At 66.0% G+C, this 13,514-nt stretch carries 19 protein-coding genes; all 19 read right to left on the minus strand.

The annotated features are described in order from the left end of the window. Positions 1-4: 4 nt before the first annotated feature. The 19 genes from tatB to CNE_RS16435 all read right to left on the minus strand — a co-directional run bounded on the left by tatB (position 5) and on the right by CNE_RS16435 (position 13,463). Positions 5-514 carry a Sec-independent protein translocase protein TatB gene (gene tatB / locus CNE_RS16345; protein WP_013958195.1) on the minus strand — a complete coding sequence of 170 codons (510 nt, stop codon included), beginning with the start codon at positions 512-514 and terminating at the stop codon, positions 5-7. 95 nt (positions 515-609) lie between these two features. Next, on the minus strand, positions 610-843 hold the full coding sequence (tatA, locus tag CNE_RS16350) for a Sec-independent protein translocase subunit TatA (protein ID WP_013958196.1): 234 nt from the start codon (positions 841-843) through the stop codon (positions 610-612). Between the two features lie 148 nt (positions 844-991). Next, entirely contained in the window at positions 992-1,348 is a 357-nt protein-coding gene (locus tag CNE_RS16355; RefSeq protein ID WP_013958197.1) for a histidine triad nucleotide-binding protein, read from the minus strand. Positions 1,349-1,411: 63 nt separating this feature from the next. Beyond that, complete coding sequence (locus CNE_RS16360; RefSeq protein WP_041228198.1) at positions 1,412-1,804, minus strand: DUF4870 family protein; 393 nt, start codon at positions 1,802-1,804, stop codon at positions 1,412-1,414. A gap of 60 nt (positions 1,805-1,864) precedes the next feature. After that, complete coding sequence (locus CNE_RS16365) at positions 1,865-2,236, minus strand: phosphoribosyl-ATP diphosphatase (protein ID WP_013958199.1); 372 nt, start codon at positions 2,234-2,236, stop codon at positions 1,865-1,867. Continuing rightward, complete coding sequence (gene hisI, locus CNE_RS16370) at positions 2,233-2,637, minus strand: phosphoribosyl-AMP cyclohydrolase (RefSeq protein ID WP_013958200.1); 405 nt, start codon at positions 2,635-2,637, stop codon at positions 2,233-2,235. Before hisI ends, CNE_RS16365 begins: the two co-directional genes overlap by 4 nt. Positions 2,638-2,639: 2 nt before the next feature. After that, positions 2,640-3,410, minus strand: a complete 771-nt coding sequence (gene hisF / locus CNE_RS16375; RefSeq protein ID WP_013958201.1) for an imidazole glycerol phosphate synthase subunit HisF — start codon at positions 3,408-3,410, stop codon at positions 2,640-2,642. 60 nt (positions 3,411-3,470) lie between these two features. After that, positions 3,471-4,217, minus strand: a complete 747-nt coding sequence (hisA, locus tag CNE_RS16380) for a 1-(5-phosphoribosyl)-5-[(5-phosphoribosylamino)methylideneamino]imidazole-4-carboxamide isomerase (RefSeq protein WP_010812327.1) — start codon at positions 4,215-4,217, stop codon at positions 3,471-3,473. Positions 4,218-4,355: 138 nt separating this feature from the next. Next, the gene (gene hisH / locus CNE_RS16385; protein ID WP_013958202.1) at positions 4,356-5,009 is read right to left on the minus strand and encodes an imidazole glycerol phosphate synthase subunit HisH; all 654 of its coding nucleotides are present in this window, start codon (positions 5,007-5,009) and stop codon (positions 4,356-4,358) included. Further along, positions 5,006-5,629, minus strand: coding sequence for a YchE family NAAT transporter (locus CNE_RS16390; protein WP_010812329.1), 624 nt, complete (start codon positions 5,627-5,629; stop codon positions 5,006-5,008). The genes hisH and CNE_RS16390 overlap by 4 nt, the downstream gene beginning before the upstream one ends. Positions 5,630-5,721: 92 nt before the next feature. Further along, on the minus strand, positions 5,722-6,309 hold the full coding sequence (gene hisB / locus CNE_RS16395; RefSeq protein ID WP_013958203.1) for an imidazoleglycerol-phosphate dehydratase HisB: 588 nt from the start codon (positions 6,307-6,309) through the stop codon (positions 5,722-5,724). 4 nt (positions 6,310-6,313) lie between these two features. Continuing rightward, positions 6,314-7,414: a histidinol-phosphate transaminase gene (gene hisC, locus CNE_RS16400; protein WP_013958204.1), complete on the minus strand. Its 1,101-nt coding sequence runs from the start codon at positions 7,412-7,414 to the stop codon at positions 6,314-6,316. 47 nt (positions 7,415-7,461) lie between these two features. Next, positions 7,462-8,802 carry a histidinol dehydrogenase gene (gene hisD / locus CNE_RS16405; RefSeq protein WP_013958205.1) on the minus strand — a complete coding sequence of 447 codons (1,341 nt, stop codon included), beginning with the start codon at positions 8,800-8,802 and terminating at the stop codon, positions 7,462-7,464. Between the two features lie 39 nt (positions 8,803-8,841). Continuing rightward, positions 8,842-9,516: an ATP phosphoribosyltransferase gene (gene hisG, locus CNE_RS16410; protein WP_010812333.1), complete on the minus strand. Its 675-nt coding sequence runs from the start codon at positions 9,514-9,516 to the stop codon at positions 8,842-8,844. Between the two features lie 9 nt (positions 9,517-9,525). Further along, complete coding sequence (gene murA, locus CNE_RS16415; RefSeq protein ID WP_013958206.1) at positions 9,526-10,776, minus strand: UDP-N-acetylglucosamine 1-carboxyvinyltransferase; 1,251 nt, start codon at positions 10,774-10,776, stop codon at positions 9,526-9,528. Positions 10,777-10,857: 81 nt separating this feature from the next. After that, complete coding sequence (locus tag CNE_RS16420; RefSeq protein WP_010812335.1) at positions 10,858-11,106, minus strand: BolA family protein; 249 nt, start codon at positions 11,104-11,106, stop codon at positions 10,858-10,860. A gap of 40 nt (positions 11,107-11,146) precedes the next feature. Continuing rightward, on the minus strand, positions 11,147-11,968 hold the full coding sequence (locus CNE_RS16425) for an ABC transporter permease (RefSeq protein ID WP_013958207.1): 822 nt from the start codon (positions 11,966-11,968) through the stop codon (positions 11,147-11,149). Then, positions 11,965-12,915, minus strand: a complete 951-nt coding sequence (locus CNE_RS16430; RefSeq protein ID WP_010812337.1) for an ABC transporter ATP-binding protein — start codon at positions 12,913-12,915, stop codon at positions 11,965-11,967. The genes CNE_RS16425 and CNE_RS16430 overlap by 4 nt, the downstream gene beginning before the upstream one ends. A gap of 251 nt (positions 12,916-13,166) precedes the next feature. Continuing rightward, positions 13,167-13,463, minus strand: a complete 297-nt coding sequence (locus CNE_RS16435; protein WP_013958208.1) for an STAS domain-containing protein — start codon at positions 13,461-13,463, stop codon at positions 13,167-13,169. Positions 13,464-13,514: the final 51 nt, after the last annotated feature.

The following is a 13,514-nucleotide window of genomic DNA, read 5'->3' on the forward strand; positions in this document are numbered from 1 at the left end:
ATGCTCACTCGAAGAAGGATCGGGATGGCCGGGTGACCGGCCGGTGGCGCTTGACGCGCGCCGCGCCTGACTGCACCCAGACGCGGACATTGTGCTGGCGCTTGAACCAGAGCGGGCGGGCGCCCTGCTTGACGCGCCAGCTCTTGCGCCCGTTGTGCGCCTTGTGGGCCGCATCCCAGCTTGGCACGAAGCCGCCACTGGCGTCGGCGCTGCCGCCGCTGGTTCCCTCGGCACCGCCCAGGGCTTCGTTCAGCGCCTGGGTCTGCTCGCTGACTTCCTTGTGGATGGTGCGCTCGACATCGCGCGCGGCGTCTTCGAATTCCGTGCGCATCTTGCGCAGCTCTTCCAGTTCAACCTCGCGGCTGACTTCGGCCTTGACGTCGTTGATGTAGCGCTGCGCCCGGCCGACCAGCGCGCCCACCGTGCGTGCAACCTTGGGCAGCCGTTCGGGACCGATCACGATCAGTGCCACGGCGCCGATCAGCGCCAGCTTGGAAATGCCGAGATCAATCATGCGGACACATCATGCGGACAACATGCGGAAAAGCGCAGGCGCGGGACGACACGCGGGCAGCGAGGTTTGCGTAGAAGGGATGGCACACCGCCGGATTACTGCTGGCGGGTCTTTTCCTTGGCTTCGACGTCGATGGTGGTGGAGTCGCGCAGTTCCTTGGACTGGGCAGGATCGGCGGCCGCCTTGCCTTCGCCTTCCTTCATGCCATCCTTGAAGCCCTTAACCGCGCCGCCCAGGTCCTGGCCGATATTGCGCAGTTTCTTGGTGCCGAACACGAGCATGACGATCACCAGCACGATCAGCCAGTGCCAAATGCTAAACGAACCCATTTCTTGCTCCTGATGAAGCCGCGGGCGCAATCAGATATGCCCGGACCCGTTGTTCCGTCCCGTTATGGCCGCGCCGGGCGACGGTTGCCGGCGCAGCTTCTGCCCGGGGCGTTTCCGCCGCGGGCGCTCCCATGCCAAGGCTGCCCGGTCAGGGCAGCGGTGCCTTCCACGCGTGGCGCGGCCCACCCAGCACATGCAGGTGCAGGTGGTAGACCTCTTGCCCACCGTCCGGGCCGGTATTGATCACCGTCCGGAAACCGTTGGCACAGCCTGCCGCGCGCGCCAGTTCAGGCACCTTCAGCATCATTCTAGCAAGCACCGCCCCTTCGCCGGCGCCGCAATCGGCCAGCGAGTCGACATGCAACCTGGGAATGACCAGAAAGTGTACCGGGGCCTTGGGATGGATATCGTGGAAGGCCACCATGTCGTCGTCTTCATAGACCTTGCGCGACGGTAGCTGGCCGGCCACGATCTTGCAGAAGATGCAATTATCCTGAGCGTTCATGAAGATTTCATTGCGACGGCCGCGGCACCCGCTGTCACCTTCGCGCGCCCGGCCTGCCCGGCATCAGAACTGCTGATCCGGGTACATCGGCTTGCTGTCATTCAGGTACAGCCAGCCCTTGACGATACGATACAGCATCCACAGCGACAGCACGCCCCAGACCGCAAAGGCCAGCGGTATCAGCACGACTGTCGCAAACAGCACCCCGCCCAGCACGCCCCACACCACCGACCACCAGAACGAGCGGATCTGCCAGGCGAAGTGCGAGGCATAGAGCGAACCGCGCGCGTCGTCGCGCTTGACGTAGTCGATCACGATGGCGATCAGCGCGGTGATGCCGCCGGTCAGCCAGAAGATCGCATACAGGGCATACAGGATGTGCAGCAGCTTGCGCAGGCTGCTCAACTGTTCGCCGCTTGGAGTGGTGACTTGCCCGGTGTAGTCGTTCGCCATCATTGCCCTTGGTTGGAAACCTGCCTTGCGGGCAGGCGGAAGACCGGCCGGCGCCTGCGCCAGCTAGTCCTTGCGCCGGGCCTTTTCCTCGAGGCCGGACAGCCCCTCGCGCCGCGCGAGCTCGTTGACCACATCCGCCGGGGTCAGGCCGAAGTTGGCCAGCAATACCATGCTGTGGAACCACAGGTCGGCCACTTCATAGACCACCTTGCCGGCCTCGGCGCCGCTCTGCCCGGCGGCGCGCGCGTCCTTGGCGGCCATCACGGTCTCGGTGGCTTCCTCGCCGATCTTCTTCAGGATGGCATCGTCGCCCTTGCTGAACAGGCGCGCCACGTAGGACTTGTCAGGGTCGCCGCCGTTGGCGGGCTTGCGCGATTCCAGCACTTCGGCCAGTCGCGCCAGGACATCATTGCTGCTGAGTTGGGTGTCGCTCATGGCTTGGTGTAGATCTGGGCAGGGTCCTTCAGCACCGGCTCGACCGTGTGCCAGTCGCCGGCTTCCACATCGCCCTCGAACTTCTGGAAGAAGCAGGAATGGCGTCCGGTATGGCAGGCGATATTGTCGATCTGGGTCACCTTGAGCAGCACCACGTCTTCATCGCAGTCCAGGCGGATCTCATGCACTTTCTGCACGTGGCCGGACTCTTCGCCCTTGTGCCACAGGCGCTTGCGCGAGCGCGACCAGAATACGGCCTCGCCCAGCTCCACGGTGCGCTGGAGCGCGTCGCGGTTCATGAAGGCGAACATCAGCACGTCATTCGAACCGACTTCCTGCACGATCACCGGCACCAGGCCGTTATCGTCCCATTTGACCTTGTTGAGCCACTTCTTTGCCATGATCAGATCCGCACGGGAATGCCCTCGCGGGCCATGAATGCCTTGGCTTCGCCTACGGTGTGTTGGCCGTAGTGGAAGATGCTGGCGGCCAGCACCGCGTCGGCGCGGCCCTGGGTGATGCCGTCGGCCAGGTCCTGCAGGCCGCCGACGCCGCCCGAGGCGATCACCGGCACCGGCACGGCGTCGCTGACGGCGCGGGTCAGTTCCAGGTCGAAACCACTCTTGGTGCCATCGCGGTCCATGCTGGTCAGCAGGATCTCGCCGGCGCCGCGCGCGGCCATCTCTCGCGCCCATTCGACCGCATCCAGGCCGGTGGCCTTGCGCCCGCCGTGGGTGAAGACTTCCCAGCGCGGCGCTTCGCCCGGGGCGGAACTGCGCTTGGCGTCGATCGCCACCACGATGCACTGCGAGCCGTACTTTGCGGTCGCGTCCGACACCAGCTGCGGATTGGCGATGGCTGACGAGTTGACGCTGATCTTGTCCGCGCCGGCATTGAGCAGGCGCCGCACGTCTTCGACCGTGCGCACGCCGCCGCCCACCGTCAGCGGGATAAAGACCTGCGACGCCACATCCTCGATGATGTGCAGCATCAGGTCACGCCCGTCGCTGGTCGCGGTGATGTCCAGGAATGTGATTTCATCGGCGCCCTGCTCATCATAGCGGCGCGCGATTTCCACGGGATCGCCCGCGTCGCGCAGCTCGACAAAGTTGACGCCCTTGACCACCCGCCCGTTGGTCACGTCCAGGCAGGGGATGATACGTTTGGCTAGCATGAGATTCCTTGTCCGCCGCCAGTTCCGGCCTGGCGGCGGCTGCGCCCGCGGCGCGTTGCCTTATTGCCCGTCGCGCAGCTTGTCCGCCAGTGCCTGCGCGGCGGCAAAGTTGAGATCCCCGGAGTAGATCGCTCGGCCGCAAATGACGCCTTCGACACCTTCGCCCTCGACCGCGCAGAGGTTGTCGATGTCGGCCAGGTTGGACAGCCCGCCGCTGGCGATCACCGGAATCGACATCGATTGCGCCAGCTTGACGGTGGCATCGATATTGATCCCCTGCAGCATGCCGTCGCGGCCAATATCCGTGTAGATGATGGCCTCGACGCCGTAGTCTTCATACTTGCGTGCCAGGTCCGCCACCTCGTGGCCGGTCAGCTTGCTCCAGCCGTCGGTCGCCACCTTGCCGTCCCTGGCATCCAGGCCGACGATGATATGGCCGCCGAAGGCCGAGCAGGCGTCCTTCAGGAAACCGGGGTTTTTCACCGCGGCCGTGCCGATGATGACGTACGACAGGCCGTCATCCAGCCAGCGTTCGATGGTGTTCAGGTCGCGGATGCCGCCCCCCAGCTGCACCGGGATCTCGTCGCCGACCTCGGCGATGATGGCCTTGATGGCCTCCTCGTTGCGGGGCTTGCCCACGAACGCGCCGTTCAGGTCCACCAGGTGCAGGCGGCGGGCGCCCTGCTCCACCCAGTGCCGTGCCATGGCGGCGGGATCTTCGGAAAAGACGGTGGCCTGGTCCATGTCGCCTTGTTTGAGGCGTACACACTGACCGTCCTTCAGGTCGATGGCCGGAATGAGCAACATATGCGTGACGAGCGTGGTTGAGTGATAGAGATTGAGCGAGACCGGCGCTGCCGGTCAGGTCGGGTCGATAGTCGATCGGAAACAGGTCGGGTGACGGGTCGAGTTAGCGGTCGATGATCGGTAAAAAAACGAATCGGGTCAGGGATTCCAGTGGACGAAGTTCCGGTACAGCTGCAGGCCCAGGGCCGCGCTCTTCTCGGGGTGGAACTGCGTCGCGAAAATATTATCGCGCGCTACCGCGCTGGTAAATACGACTCCGTATTCCGTTTCACCGGCAACATGGGCCGGGTCCTGCGCCTGCACATAGTAACTGTGGACGAAATAGAACCAGCTGTCGTCCGGGATACCGTCCCACAGCGGGTGCGGCCTGGCCTGGCGAACCCGGTTCCAACCCATCTGCGGCACCTTGTAGCGCGAGCCGTCGGGCTGCGTCATGCCGTCCAGCGCAAAGCGCACCACCTGGCCGGGCATCAGGCCCAGCGCCGGCGTACGGTCCACGCCGGCCCGGCTTTCGGTGCTGAACTGGAACAGCATCTGCTCGCCCACGCACACGCCCAGCATCGGCTTGCTGGCGGCGGCCTGCACCACCGCCTCCTGCAGCCCGGACGCGCCCAGCGCCGACATGCAGTCGGGCATCGCGCCCTGGCCGGGCAGCACCACGCGGTCGGCCGAGCGGATGCCTTCGGGGGCATTCACCACGCGCACGTCCGCTTCCGGCGCCGCGGCACGCAGCGCCTGCGCCACCGAGCGCAGGTTGCCCATGCCGTAATCCACAATTGCTATGGTAGTCATGATTTCAAAACAGGCAACAATGTCTTCAGCCCGTCCACAATGAATTCCACGGCCAGCGCCGACAGGATCAGCCCCATCAGGCGCGTGCCGATATTGATGCCGGTGCGGCCGATGACCCGGGCAATCGGGTCGGCCGCGCGAAACACCAGGTACACCACCGCACCGATCACCACGCCCAGGCCGACCAGGATCAGCAACTGGTACCAGTGCTGGGTCTTGCCGGCATAGACGATCACCGTGCTGATCGAGCCCGGCCCGGTCAGCAGCGGCAGCGCCAGCGGCACCACCGCGATGCTGGACTTTACCTCGGCCTCGTCCTCTTCTTCCGGCGTGGCCTTGGTGCGGCTGGTCTGCGCGTTCAGCATGTTCATGGCCATCATGATCATGATGAGCCCGCCACCCACCTGCAGCGACGCCACCGAGATATTGAAGAACTCGATGATCTGCTGCCCCAGCAAGGCCGACACCGCCACCACGATCGCCACCGAAACCGATGCGATCTTGATGGTACGCAGCTTTTCCGCTTCCGTCTGCAGGCTGGTCAGGCTGATGAAGAACGGGATCGCCCCGATCGGGTTGATCAGCGCCAGCAGCGAAATAAACGACTTGAGCGTATCCATCGGTTGCGGGTCGCCAGCATCGCTGGCCAGGTTCAGGCTTGGAAGGTCAGCGGGCGCCGCAACCAGCCGGCACGCCTACCGTGGTGGAAAGGTCAGAGCGTACCCTTGGTCGACGGGATCGTGTTCGCCGCGCGCGGGTCCAGCTCCACCGCCATGCGCAGTGCCCGGCCAAAGGCCTTGAACACGGTCTCGCACTGATGGTGGGCATTGATGCCGCGCAGGTTGTCGATATGCAGGGTCACGCCCGCATGGTTGACGAAGCCGCGGAAGAACTCGATGGTCAGGTCCACATCGAAGCTGCCCACGCGCGCACGCGTGAACGGCACGTGGAATTCCAGGCCGGGGCGGCCGGAGAAATCGATCACCACGCGCGACAGGCATTCGTCCAGCGGCACATAGCTGTGGCCGTAGCGGGTGATGCCCTTCTTGTCGCCGATGGCTTTTGCCACGGCCTGGCCGAGCGTGATGCCCACGTCTTCCACCGTGTGGTGGTCGTCGATATGCGTGTCGCCGGTGGCTTCGACCTCCAGGTCGAACATGCCATGCCGGGCGATCTGGTCCAGCATGTGGTCAAGGAACGGCACGCCGGACGCCAGTTTCTGGCGGCCGCTGCCGTCGAGATTCAGGGAAACGCGAATTTGCGTTTCCGAAGTATTGCGGGTGACCTCTGCAACACGCATGGTGTTAATCCTGCAGCGACGCTGCGAATGCCTCAAGGAACTGCGCGTTTTCTTCGGGGGTGCTGACCGTGACGCGCAGACAATTGGCCAGCAACGGGTGCATTTTACTCACGTTCTTGATCAATACCTTGCGGGCCAGCAGCCGGTCGAACGTCTGTGCAGCATCCGGCACGCGCGCCAGCAGGAAATTGGCGGCGCTGGGGAACACCGTCACCCCCGCGTGGGCGGCCATGCCGTCGGCCACGCGGGTGCGTTCGGCGCGCAGCTGCGCGGCCTGTTCGTCCAGCACCGACACATGCTCCAGCGCGAACAGCGCTGTCGCTTCGGTCAGCACATTGACGTTGTAGGGCGGGCGCACCTTGTCGAGCTGCGACAGCCATTCCGGCGCGCCGGCCAGGTAGCCCAGCCGGATGCCGGCCAGGCCCAGCTTGGATACGGTTCGCATCACCAGCAGGTTGCCGAATTCCGTCAGGCGCGGCATCCAGCTGTGCTGCGCGAACGGCTGGTAGGCCTCGTCGACCACCACCAGGCTGTTGCAGACCTCGCCCTGGGCGGCGCGGACGATGGCCTCCATGTCGGCGGCATCGAACAGGTTGCCGGTCGGGTTGTTCGGGTAGGCCAGGTAAATGATGGCGGGCTGGTGCTCGGCCATCGCCGCCAGCATGGCGGCGCGGTCGAGCGTGAAGTCCGCGCGCAGCGGCACGCCGACGAACTGCAGGCCGGCGAACTGCGCCGACATCGCGTACATGACGAAGCCCGGCACCGGCGCCATCACCTTGGCGCCGGGCTTGGCCGCGGCCAGCGCCAGCATGCTGATGATCTCGTCCGAGCCATTGCCGAGCAACACATCCATGCCGGCGGGCACCTGCATCACGGTCTTCAGCTTCGCGCGCAGCGCTTCGCTGCTGGGCACCGGGTAGCGGTTCAGCGCAACCTCGCCCAGGCGCTCGGCCAGTTCGCGGCGCAGATCGGGCGGCAGCCGGTACGGGTTCTCCATCGCGTCAAGCTTGACCAGACCGTGCGAATCCGGCACGTGGTAGGCGCCCATGGCGCGTACGTCGTCACGGATGATGCGTTCGATCAGGGAGGGCTCTACGGCTGACATGGGAACTCCAAAGTTGGCTGCGTTATCAGGCAGCGTGGGTCAGTAGATCAACTGCGTTTGTTGAAACGATATTCCGCGCTGCGGGCGTGGGCCTGCAGGCCTTCGCCGTACGCGAGTTCGGCGGCGATCTGGCCGAGCATCTGCGCCCCGCCCTCGCTCACTTCGATCAGGCTCGAACGCTTCTGGAAGTCATAGACGCCCAGCGGCGAAGAGAAGCGCGCGGTGCGCGAGGTCGGCAGCACGTGGTTCGGGCCCGCGCAGTAATCGCCCAGCGACTCGCTGGTATAGGGGCCCAGGAAGATGGCGCCGGCGTGGCGGATCTTCTCGCTCCACTGGCGCGGGTTCTCGGCGGAGATCTCCAGGTGCTCGGGCGCGATCGCATTGGCGATCTCGCAGGCCTCTTCCATGTCGCGCACCTTGATCAGCGCGCCACGGCCGGAGATCGACGCGGCAATCACCTCGCGCCGCGGCATGGTGCCGAGCTGGCGCTGGATGCTGGCTTCGACGCGGGCGATATAGCCAGCGTCCGGGCACAGCAGGATCGACTGCGCCAGCTCGTCGTGCTCGGCCTGCGAGAACAGGTCCATCGCCACCCAGTCGGGGTCGGTGGTGCCGTCGCAGATCACCAGGATCTCGGACGGGCCGGCAATCATGTCGATACCGACGGTGCCGAACACGCGCCGCTTGGCCGCGGCCACATAGGCGTTGCCGGGGCCGACGATCTTGTCGACCTGCGGCAGCGTCGCCGTGCCGTAGGCCAGCGCGCCAATCGCCTGGGCGCCGCCGATGGTAAACACGCGGTCTACGCCGGCGATCTGCGCGGCGGCCAGCACCAGCTCATTGCGCACGCCACCCGGCGTGGGCACGACCATGATGATTTCCTTCACGCCCGCCACGCGCGCCGGGATCGCGTTCATCAGCACCGACGACGGATACGCGGCCTTGCCGCCCGGCACGTAGATGCCGACGCGGTCCAGCGGCGTCACCTTCTGGCCGAGCATGGTGCCGTCGGCCTCGGTGTATTCCCAGCTGTGGCTGCCGCATTCGATCTTCTGCTTCTCGTGGTAGGCGCGCACGCGCGCGGCGGCGGCCTCCAGCGCGGCGCGGCGCTTGGGCTCGAGGTCTTCGAGCGCGGCTTCCAGCTGCTGCTGCGACACCTCCAGCGCGCCCATCGACGACGCTTCCACGCGGTCGAAGCGCTTGGTGTATTCCAGCACCGCGGCATCCCCGCGCGCCTTCACGTCGGCCAGGATCTGCGCCGCGGCGCGATCGATGGCCTCGTCCTCGCCAGCCTCGAAGGCCAGCACCTGGCCCAGCGCCTCGGCAAAGCCAGGCTTGCTGGAATCGAGCCGGCGGATCGGCAGGTTTTCCATTTCGGTTGCGTTCATGACTACTTTCCTCTCAGTCGGCGCGGGCCTGGTGTGGCCTTACGCCAGCGCCGCCGAAGCTCGTTCGAATGCGTCGAGAATCGGCGCAAGCCGCTCGCGCTTGAGTTTGAGCGCGGCCTGGTTCACCACCAGCCGCGACGAGATCTGCACGATCTCTTCGACTTCGACCAGGTTGTTGGCGCGCAGCGTGCTGCCAGTGCTGACCAGGTCGACGATGGCATCGGACAGGCCCACCAGCGGACCCAGCTCCATCGAACCGTACAGCTTGATCAGGTCGACGTGAACGCCCTTTTTCGCAAAATGCTCGCGCGCCGTCTGCACGTACTTGGTAGCCACGGCCAGGCGCGCGCCCTGGCGCACCGCGTTGGCGTAGTCAAACCCGGCCGGCACCGCCACCGACATGCGGCAGCGCGCGATGTTCAGGTCGATCGGCGCGTACAGGCCGGCCATGCCGCTTTCCATCAGCACGTCCTTGCCGGCCACGCCGAAGTCGGCGGCGCCATATTGGACGTAGGTCGGCACGTCCGAGGCGCGCACGATCACCACGCGCACGGCCGGGTCGGAGGTCGGCAGGATCAGCTTGCGCGAGGTCTCGGGGTCCTCGGTGACGCGGATGCCGGCGGCTTCCAGGAGCGGCAGCGTCTCGGTGAAGATGCGGCCCTTGGACAGCGCCAGCGTCAGCTGGTTGGGCGATGCGTTGAAAGTGGGGCTCATCGGACTTCCTCAGGCAATGCGGCGGATCTTCGCGCCCACTGCCGACAGCTTGTCTTCCATGCGGTCGTAGCCGCGGTCCAGGTGATAGATGCGGTCGATCACGGTCTCGCCATCGGCCACCAGGCCGGCGATCACCAGGCTGGCCGAGGCGCGCAGGTCGGTCGCCATCACGTTGGCGCCCGACAGGCGCGGCACGCCGTTGACCACCGCGGTATTGCCTTCGACCGCGATGTCCGCGCCCAGGCGGTTCAGTTCCTGCACGTGCATGAAGCGGTTTTCGAAGATGGTCTCGGTCACGCGCGCGGTGCCTTCGGCCACGGCATTGAGTGCCATGAACTGGGCCTGCATGTCGGTCGGGAAGGCCGGGTACTCCGAGGTGCGGAAGCTCACGGCCTTCGCGCGCTGCGGCATCGCCAGGCGGATCCAATCGGCGCCGGTCTCGAGCTTTGCGCCGGCTTCGCGCAGCTTGTCGAGCACGGTGTCGAGGATGTCCGGCTGCACGCCGCGCAGCACCAGGTCGCCCAGCGTCGCGGCGGCGGCGCACAGGAAGGTGCCGGCCTCAATACGGTCGGCGATCACGCTGTGGCTGGCGCCATGCAGGCGCTCCACGCCCTGCACCACCAGGCGGTCGGTGCCGATGCCTTCGATCTTCGCGCCCATCTTGACCAGCAGGTGGGCCAGGTCGGTCACCTCGGGCTCGCGCGCGGCATTTTCCAGCACGGTCTCGCCTTCGGCCAGCGTGGCAGCCATCAGCAGGTTCTCGGTGCCGGTCACGGTGATCATGTCGGTGACCACGCGCGCGCCCTTCAGGCGCTTGGCGCGGGCATGGATAAAGCCGTGTTCGATGCTGATCTCGGCGCCCATCGCCTGCAGGCCCTTGATGTGCTGGTCGACCGGGCGCGCGCCGATGCCGCAGCCGCCGGGCAGCGACACGCGGGCCTCGCCGAAGCGGGCCACCAGCGGGCCCAGCACCAGGATCGAGGCGCGCATGGTCTTGACCAGCTCATACGGGGCCTCGAGCACGTTGACGTCGGCGCCGTTCAGGGTCACGCGGGCGCCATCCAACTCGGCCTGCATGCCCATCTGGCGCAGCAGCTTGAGGGTGGTGCGCACGTCCTGCAGGTTCGGCACGTTGTCCAGCGAGACGGTATCCGCCGTCAGCAGGCCCGCGCACAGGATCGGCAGGGCGGCGTTCTTGGCGCCCGACACGCGGATTTCGCCCTTCAGCGGGCCATTGCCGTGGATCTGGAATTTGTCCATGTTCTGTCGTCTGGAGCCGGGCACGCGCCCGGCGTCATGGTTCTGGGGCCGCGCGGGTGGCGCGGCGCATATTGGCGGGGCTTACTTGCCTTCGCCCGCCTGCCACTCGGCAGGCGTCAGCGTCTTCATCGACAGCGCGTGGATCTCGGCACGCATGCGGTCGCCCAGCGCGGCATAGACGCGCTGGTGGCGCTGGATCAGCCGCTTGCCTTCAAATTCGGCGCTGACGATGGTGGCAAAGAAGTGCTGGCCATCGCCCTCGACTTGCAGATGTTCGCAGGGCAGTCCTTGGGCAATGTAATCCCTGACTTGTTCCGGTGTAGGCAGCATGGGGTTCTCTTCAGCGTGATTCAGTATGGCCGGCCACAGTTCAGTGGCGCAGCTTGTATCCGGACTTCAGCAAGCGCAGCGCCAGCGCGGCCAGCACCACGAACGCCGATCCGACCACTGCCAGGCTGAACAGCGGCGACACGTCCGAGACGCCGAAGAAGCCATAGCGGAAGCCGTCGATCATGTAGAAGAACGGATTGGCATGGGACACCGCCTGCCAGAAGGCGGGCAGCGAATGGATCGAATAGAACACACCGGACAGGAAGGTCGCCGGCATGATCAGGAAGTTCTGGAACGCGGCCAGCTGGTCGAATTTCTCGGCCCAGATGCCGGCGATCAGGCCCAGCGTGCCGAGGATGCCCGCACCCAGCAGCGCAAAGACGAGGATCCAGGCCACATAGGCAAAATGCAGGTTGGCAAACCACGCCGTCACCAGCAGCACGCCCAGGCCCACGGTCAGCCCGCGGATCACCGAGGCCACCACGTAGGCGCCGAACATTTCCCAGTGCGACAAGGGCGGCAGCAGCACGAACACCAGGTTGCCGGTGATCTTGGACTGGATCAGCGATGACGAGCTGTTGGCAAACGCGTTCTGCAGCACGCTCATCATCACCAGGCCGGGCACCAGGAAGGCGGTGTAGCTGATCTGGTCATAGACCTTGACCCGGTCTTCCAGCACATGGCCGAAGATCAGCAGGTACAGCACCGCGGTCAGCACCGGCGCGGCCACGGTCTGGAAGCTGACCTTCCAGAAACGCAGCACTTCCTTGTACAGCAGGGTGCGGAAACCCACCAGGCCGCCCACGGCCATCGGCCCAAGGCCGGTGTCGTCCAGGACCTCGATATCGCTAGGCTGCTTCATGCCACGGCCTCCATCGCCGGATCGGGCAACGCACCGGGCATATGCCCCTCGCGGCGCATGATCTGCACAAATACGTCCTCGAGGTCGGCCTTGTTGATTTCCATGTTTTCGATGTCACAGCCCGCTTCGCGGCAGGCGGCCAGGATCGGTTCAACCGCCTGGTAGCCCGACAACCGCAGGCGCACCGCGCGCTCGCCGGGGTTGGCCGGCATGCGCAGCGGCTCCAGCGCCGGCGGCAGGACGCCGCGCGCAAAGGTCAGCACCAGCTGTAGCCCGGCGAACTGCGTCAGCAGGTTGCTGGTGCGGTCCAGCGTCACCACTTCGCCGAACTTGAGCATGGCGATGCGGTCGCACAGGGCCTCGGCCTCTTCCAAATAGTGCGTGGTCAGGATGATGGTGTGCCCTTCCCGGTTCAGGCGCGAGATGAACTTCCACAGCGTCTGGCGCAGTTCCACGTCCACACCGGCGGTGGGCTCGTCCAGCACGATAACCGGCGGGCGGTGCACCAGCGCCTGCGCCACCAGCACGCGCCGCTTCATGCCGCCCGAGAGCTGGCGCATATTGGCGTCGGCTTTCCCGGTCAGGTCCAGGTTGGCCATGATCTCGTCGATCCAGTCATCGTTGCGGGTCAGGCCAAAGTAGCCCGACTGCAGCCGCAGCGTCTCGCGCACCGTGAAGAACGGATCGAACACCAGCTCCTGCGGCACCACGCCCAGCATACGCCGGGCCATCCGGTAGTCGGCGACGACATCGTGACCAAGCACACTGACGCGGCCGGAATCGGCGCGGTTCAGGCCGGCGAGGATCGAGATCAGCGTGGTCTTGCCGGCGCCGTTGGGCCCGAGCAGGCCGAAGAATTCGCCGCGTTCGACGGTGAAGCTGACGCCCTTGAGCGCCTGCAGGTTGCGGTAGCGCTTGCGAACGTCGTGGATTTCAATGGCTTTCATGGCCGATTGTTTGTGGCGGGTCCGGCTTTTTCGGGGCCGGCCGCCGGGAATTGGGGAGCAACTGCGTGCCCGGACTTCCTGGCCCGGCGTGGCATGAACCGGTAACAGGCGGGGGGATGGGCGAACAACCCGGAATTATAGGGGATGCGGGGAGGGTCCCGCTTGATCCGCCCCCAGGGGCTCGGCGACCGCGCAGGGCCGTCGCCGCGGCATCGCTGGCGGCCGCCGTGCTGGCGACCGGCGATGCCGGATCAATGTCGGTGGTGGTGCCCTTGCGGCGCGGCCGCGGGGGCCAGGCCCAGCAGGCCGTCCACGCCGTACAGGCTGGCCAGTTGCGACAGCTGCGGCGGCACGCCGCGCAGCGACAGCGCCTGGCTGCGCGCGGCGGCGGCGCGGTTCCATGCCAGCAGCACGGCGACCGCAGAGGAATCCACCTGCGCCAGGCCGGAGCAGTCGATCTGCACCTCGCCCTGCGCCACGCGTGCCAGCCCGTCACGCAGCACGGCGGCGGCGTTCTGGTTGGTCAGCGAGGTGCCTAGCGAGAGCATGGATGCGTGGCCTGGGGATCGGTAGCTTGAATACGGTGGCAAAAACGACGA

This window comes from Cupriavidus necator N-1, assembly GCF_000219215.1.
GTDB classification, from domain to species: domain Bacteria; phylum Pseudomonadota; class Gammaproteobacteria; order Burkholderiales; family Burkholderiaceae; genus Cupriavidus; species Cupriavidus necator.

What these genes read in the sequence shown, in the direction of transcription:
- tatA (WP_013958196.1), bottom strand. Translation starts at nt 843, where the DNA reads ATGGGTTCGTTTAGCATTTGGCACTGGCTGATCGTGCTGGTGATCGTC.
- murA (WP_013958206.1), bottom strand. Translation starts at nt 10,776, where the DNA reads ATGGACAAATTCCAGATCCACGGCAATGGCCCGCTGAAGGGCGAAATC.
- CNE_RS16355 (WP_013958197.1), bottom strand. Translation starts at nt 1,348, where the DNA reads ATGAACGCTCAGGATAATTGCATCTTCTGCAAGATCGTGGCCGGCCAG.
- hisB (WP_013958203.1), bottom strand. Translation starts at nt 6,309, where the DNA reads ATGCGTGTTGCAGAGGTCACCCGCAATACTTCGGAAACGCAAATTCGC.
- hisD (WP_013958205.1), bottom strand. Translation starts at nt 8,802, where the DNA reads ATGAACGCAACCGAAATGGAAAACCTGCCGATCCGCCGGCTCGATTCC.
- CNE_RS16430 (WP_010812337.1), bottom strand. Translation starts at nt 12,915, where the DNA reads ATGAAAGCCATTGAAATCCACGACGTTCGCAAGCGCTACCGCAACCTG.
- CNE_RS16420 (WP_010812335.1), bottom strand. Translation starts at nt 11,106, where the DNA reads ATGCTGCCTACACCGGAACAAGTCAGGGATTACATTGCCCAAGGACTG.
- hisI (WP_013958200.1), bottom strand. Translation starts at nt 2,637, where the DNA reads ATGGCAAAGAAGTGGCTCAACAAGGTCAAATGGGACGATAACGGCCTG.
- hisH (WP_013958202.1), bottom strand. Translation starts at nt 5,009, where the DNA reads ATGACTACCATAGCAATTGTGGATTACGGCATGGGCAACCTGCGCTCG.
- hisF (WP_013958201.1), bottom strand. Translation starts at nt 3,410, where the DNA reads ATGCTAGCCAAACGTATCATCCCCTGCCTGGACGTGACCAACGGGCGG.
- hisC (WP_013958204.1), bottom strand. Translation starts at nt 7,414, where the DNA reads ATGTCAGCCGTAGAGCCCTCCCTGATCGAACGCATCATCCGTGACGAC.
- hisA (WP_010812327.1), bottom strand. Translation starts at nt 4,217, where the DNA reads ATGTTGCTCATTCCGGCCATCGACCTGAAGGACGGTCAGTGTGTACGC.
- CNE_RS16435 (WP_013958208.1), bottom strand. Translation starts at nt 13,463, where the DNA reads ATGCTCTCGCTAGGCACCTCGCTGACCAACCAGAACGCCGCCGCCGTG.
- tatB (WP_013958195.1), bottom strand. Translation starts at nt 514, where the DNA reads ATGATTGATCTCGGCATTTCCAAGCTGGCGCTGATCGGCGCCGTGGCA.
- CNE_RS16360 (WP_041228198.1), bottom strand. Translation starts at nt 1,804, where the DNA reads ATGATGGCGAACGACTACACCGGGCAAGTCACCACTCCAAGCGGCGAA.
- hisG (WP_010812333.1), bottom strand. Translation starts at nt 9,516, where the DNA reads ATGAGCCCCACTTTCAACGCATCGCCCAACCAGCTGACGCTGGCGCTG.
- CNE_RS16425 (WP_013958207.1), bottom strand. Translation starts at nt 11,968, where the DNA reads ATGAAGCAGCCTAGCGATATCGAGGTCCTGGACGACACCGGCCTTGGG.
- CNE_RS16390 (WP_010812329.1), bottom strand. Translation starts at nt 5,629, where the DNA reads ATGGATACGCTCAAGTCGTTTATTTCGCTGCTGGCGCTGATCAACCCG.
- CNE_RS16365 (WP_013958199.1), bottom strand. Translation starts at nt 2,236, where the DNA reads ATGAGCGACACCCAACTCAGCAGCAATGATGTCCTGGCGCGACTGGCC.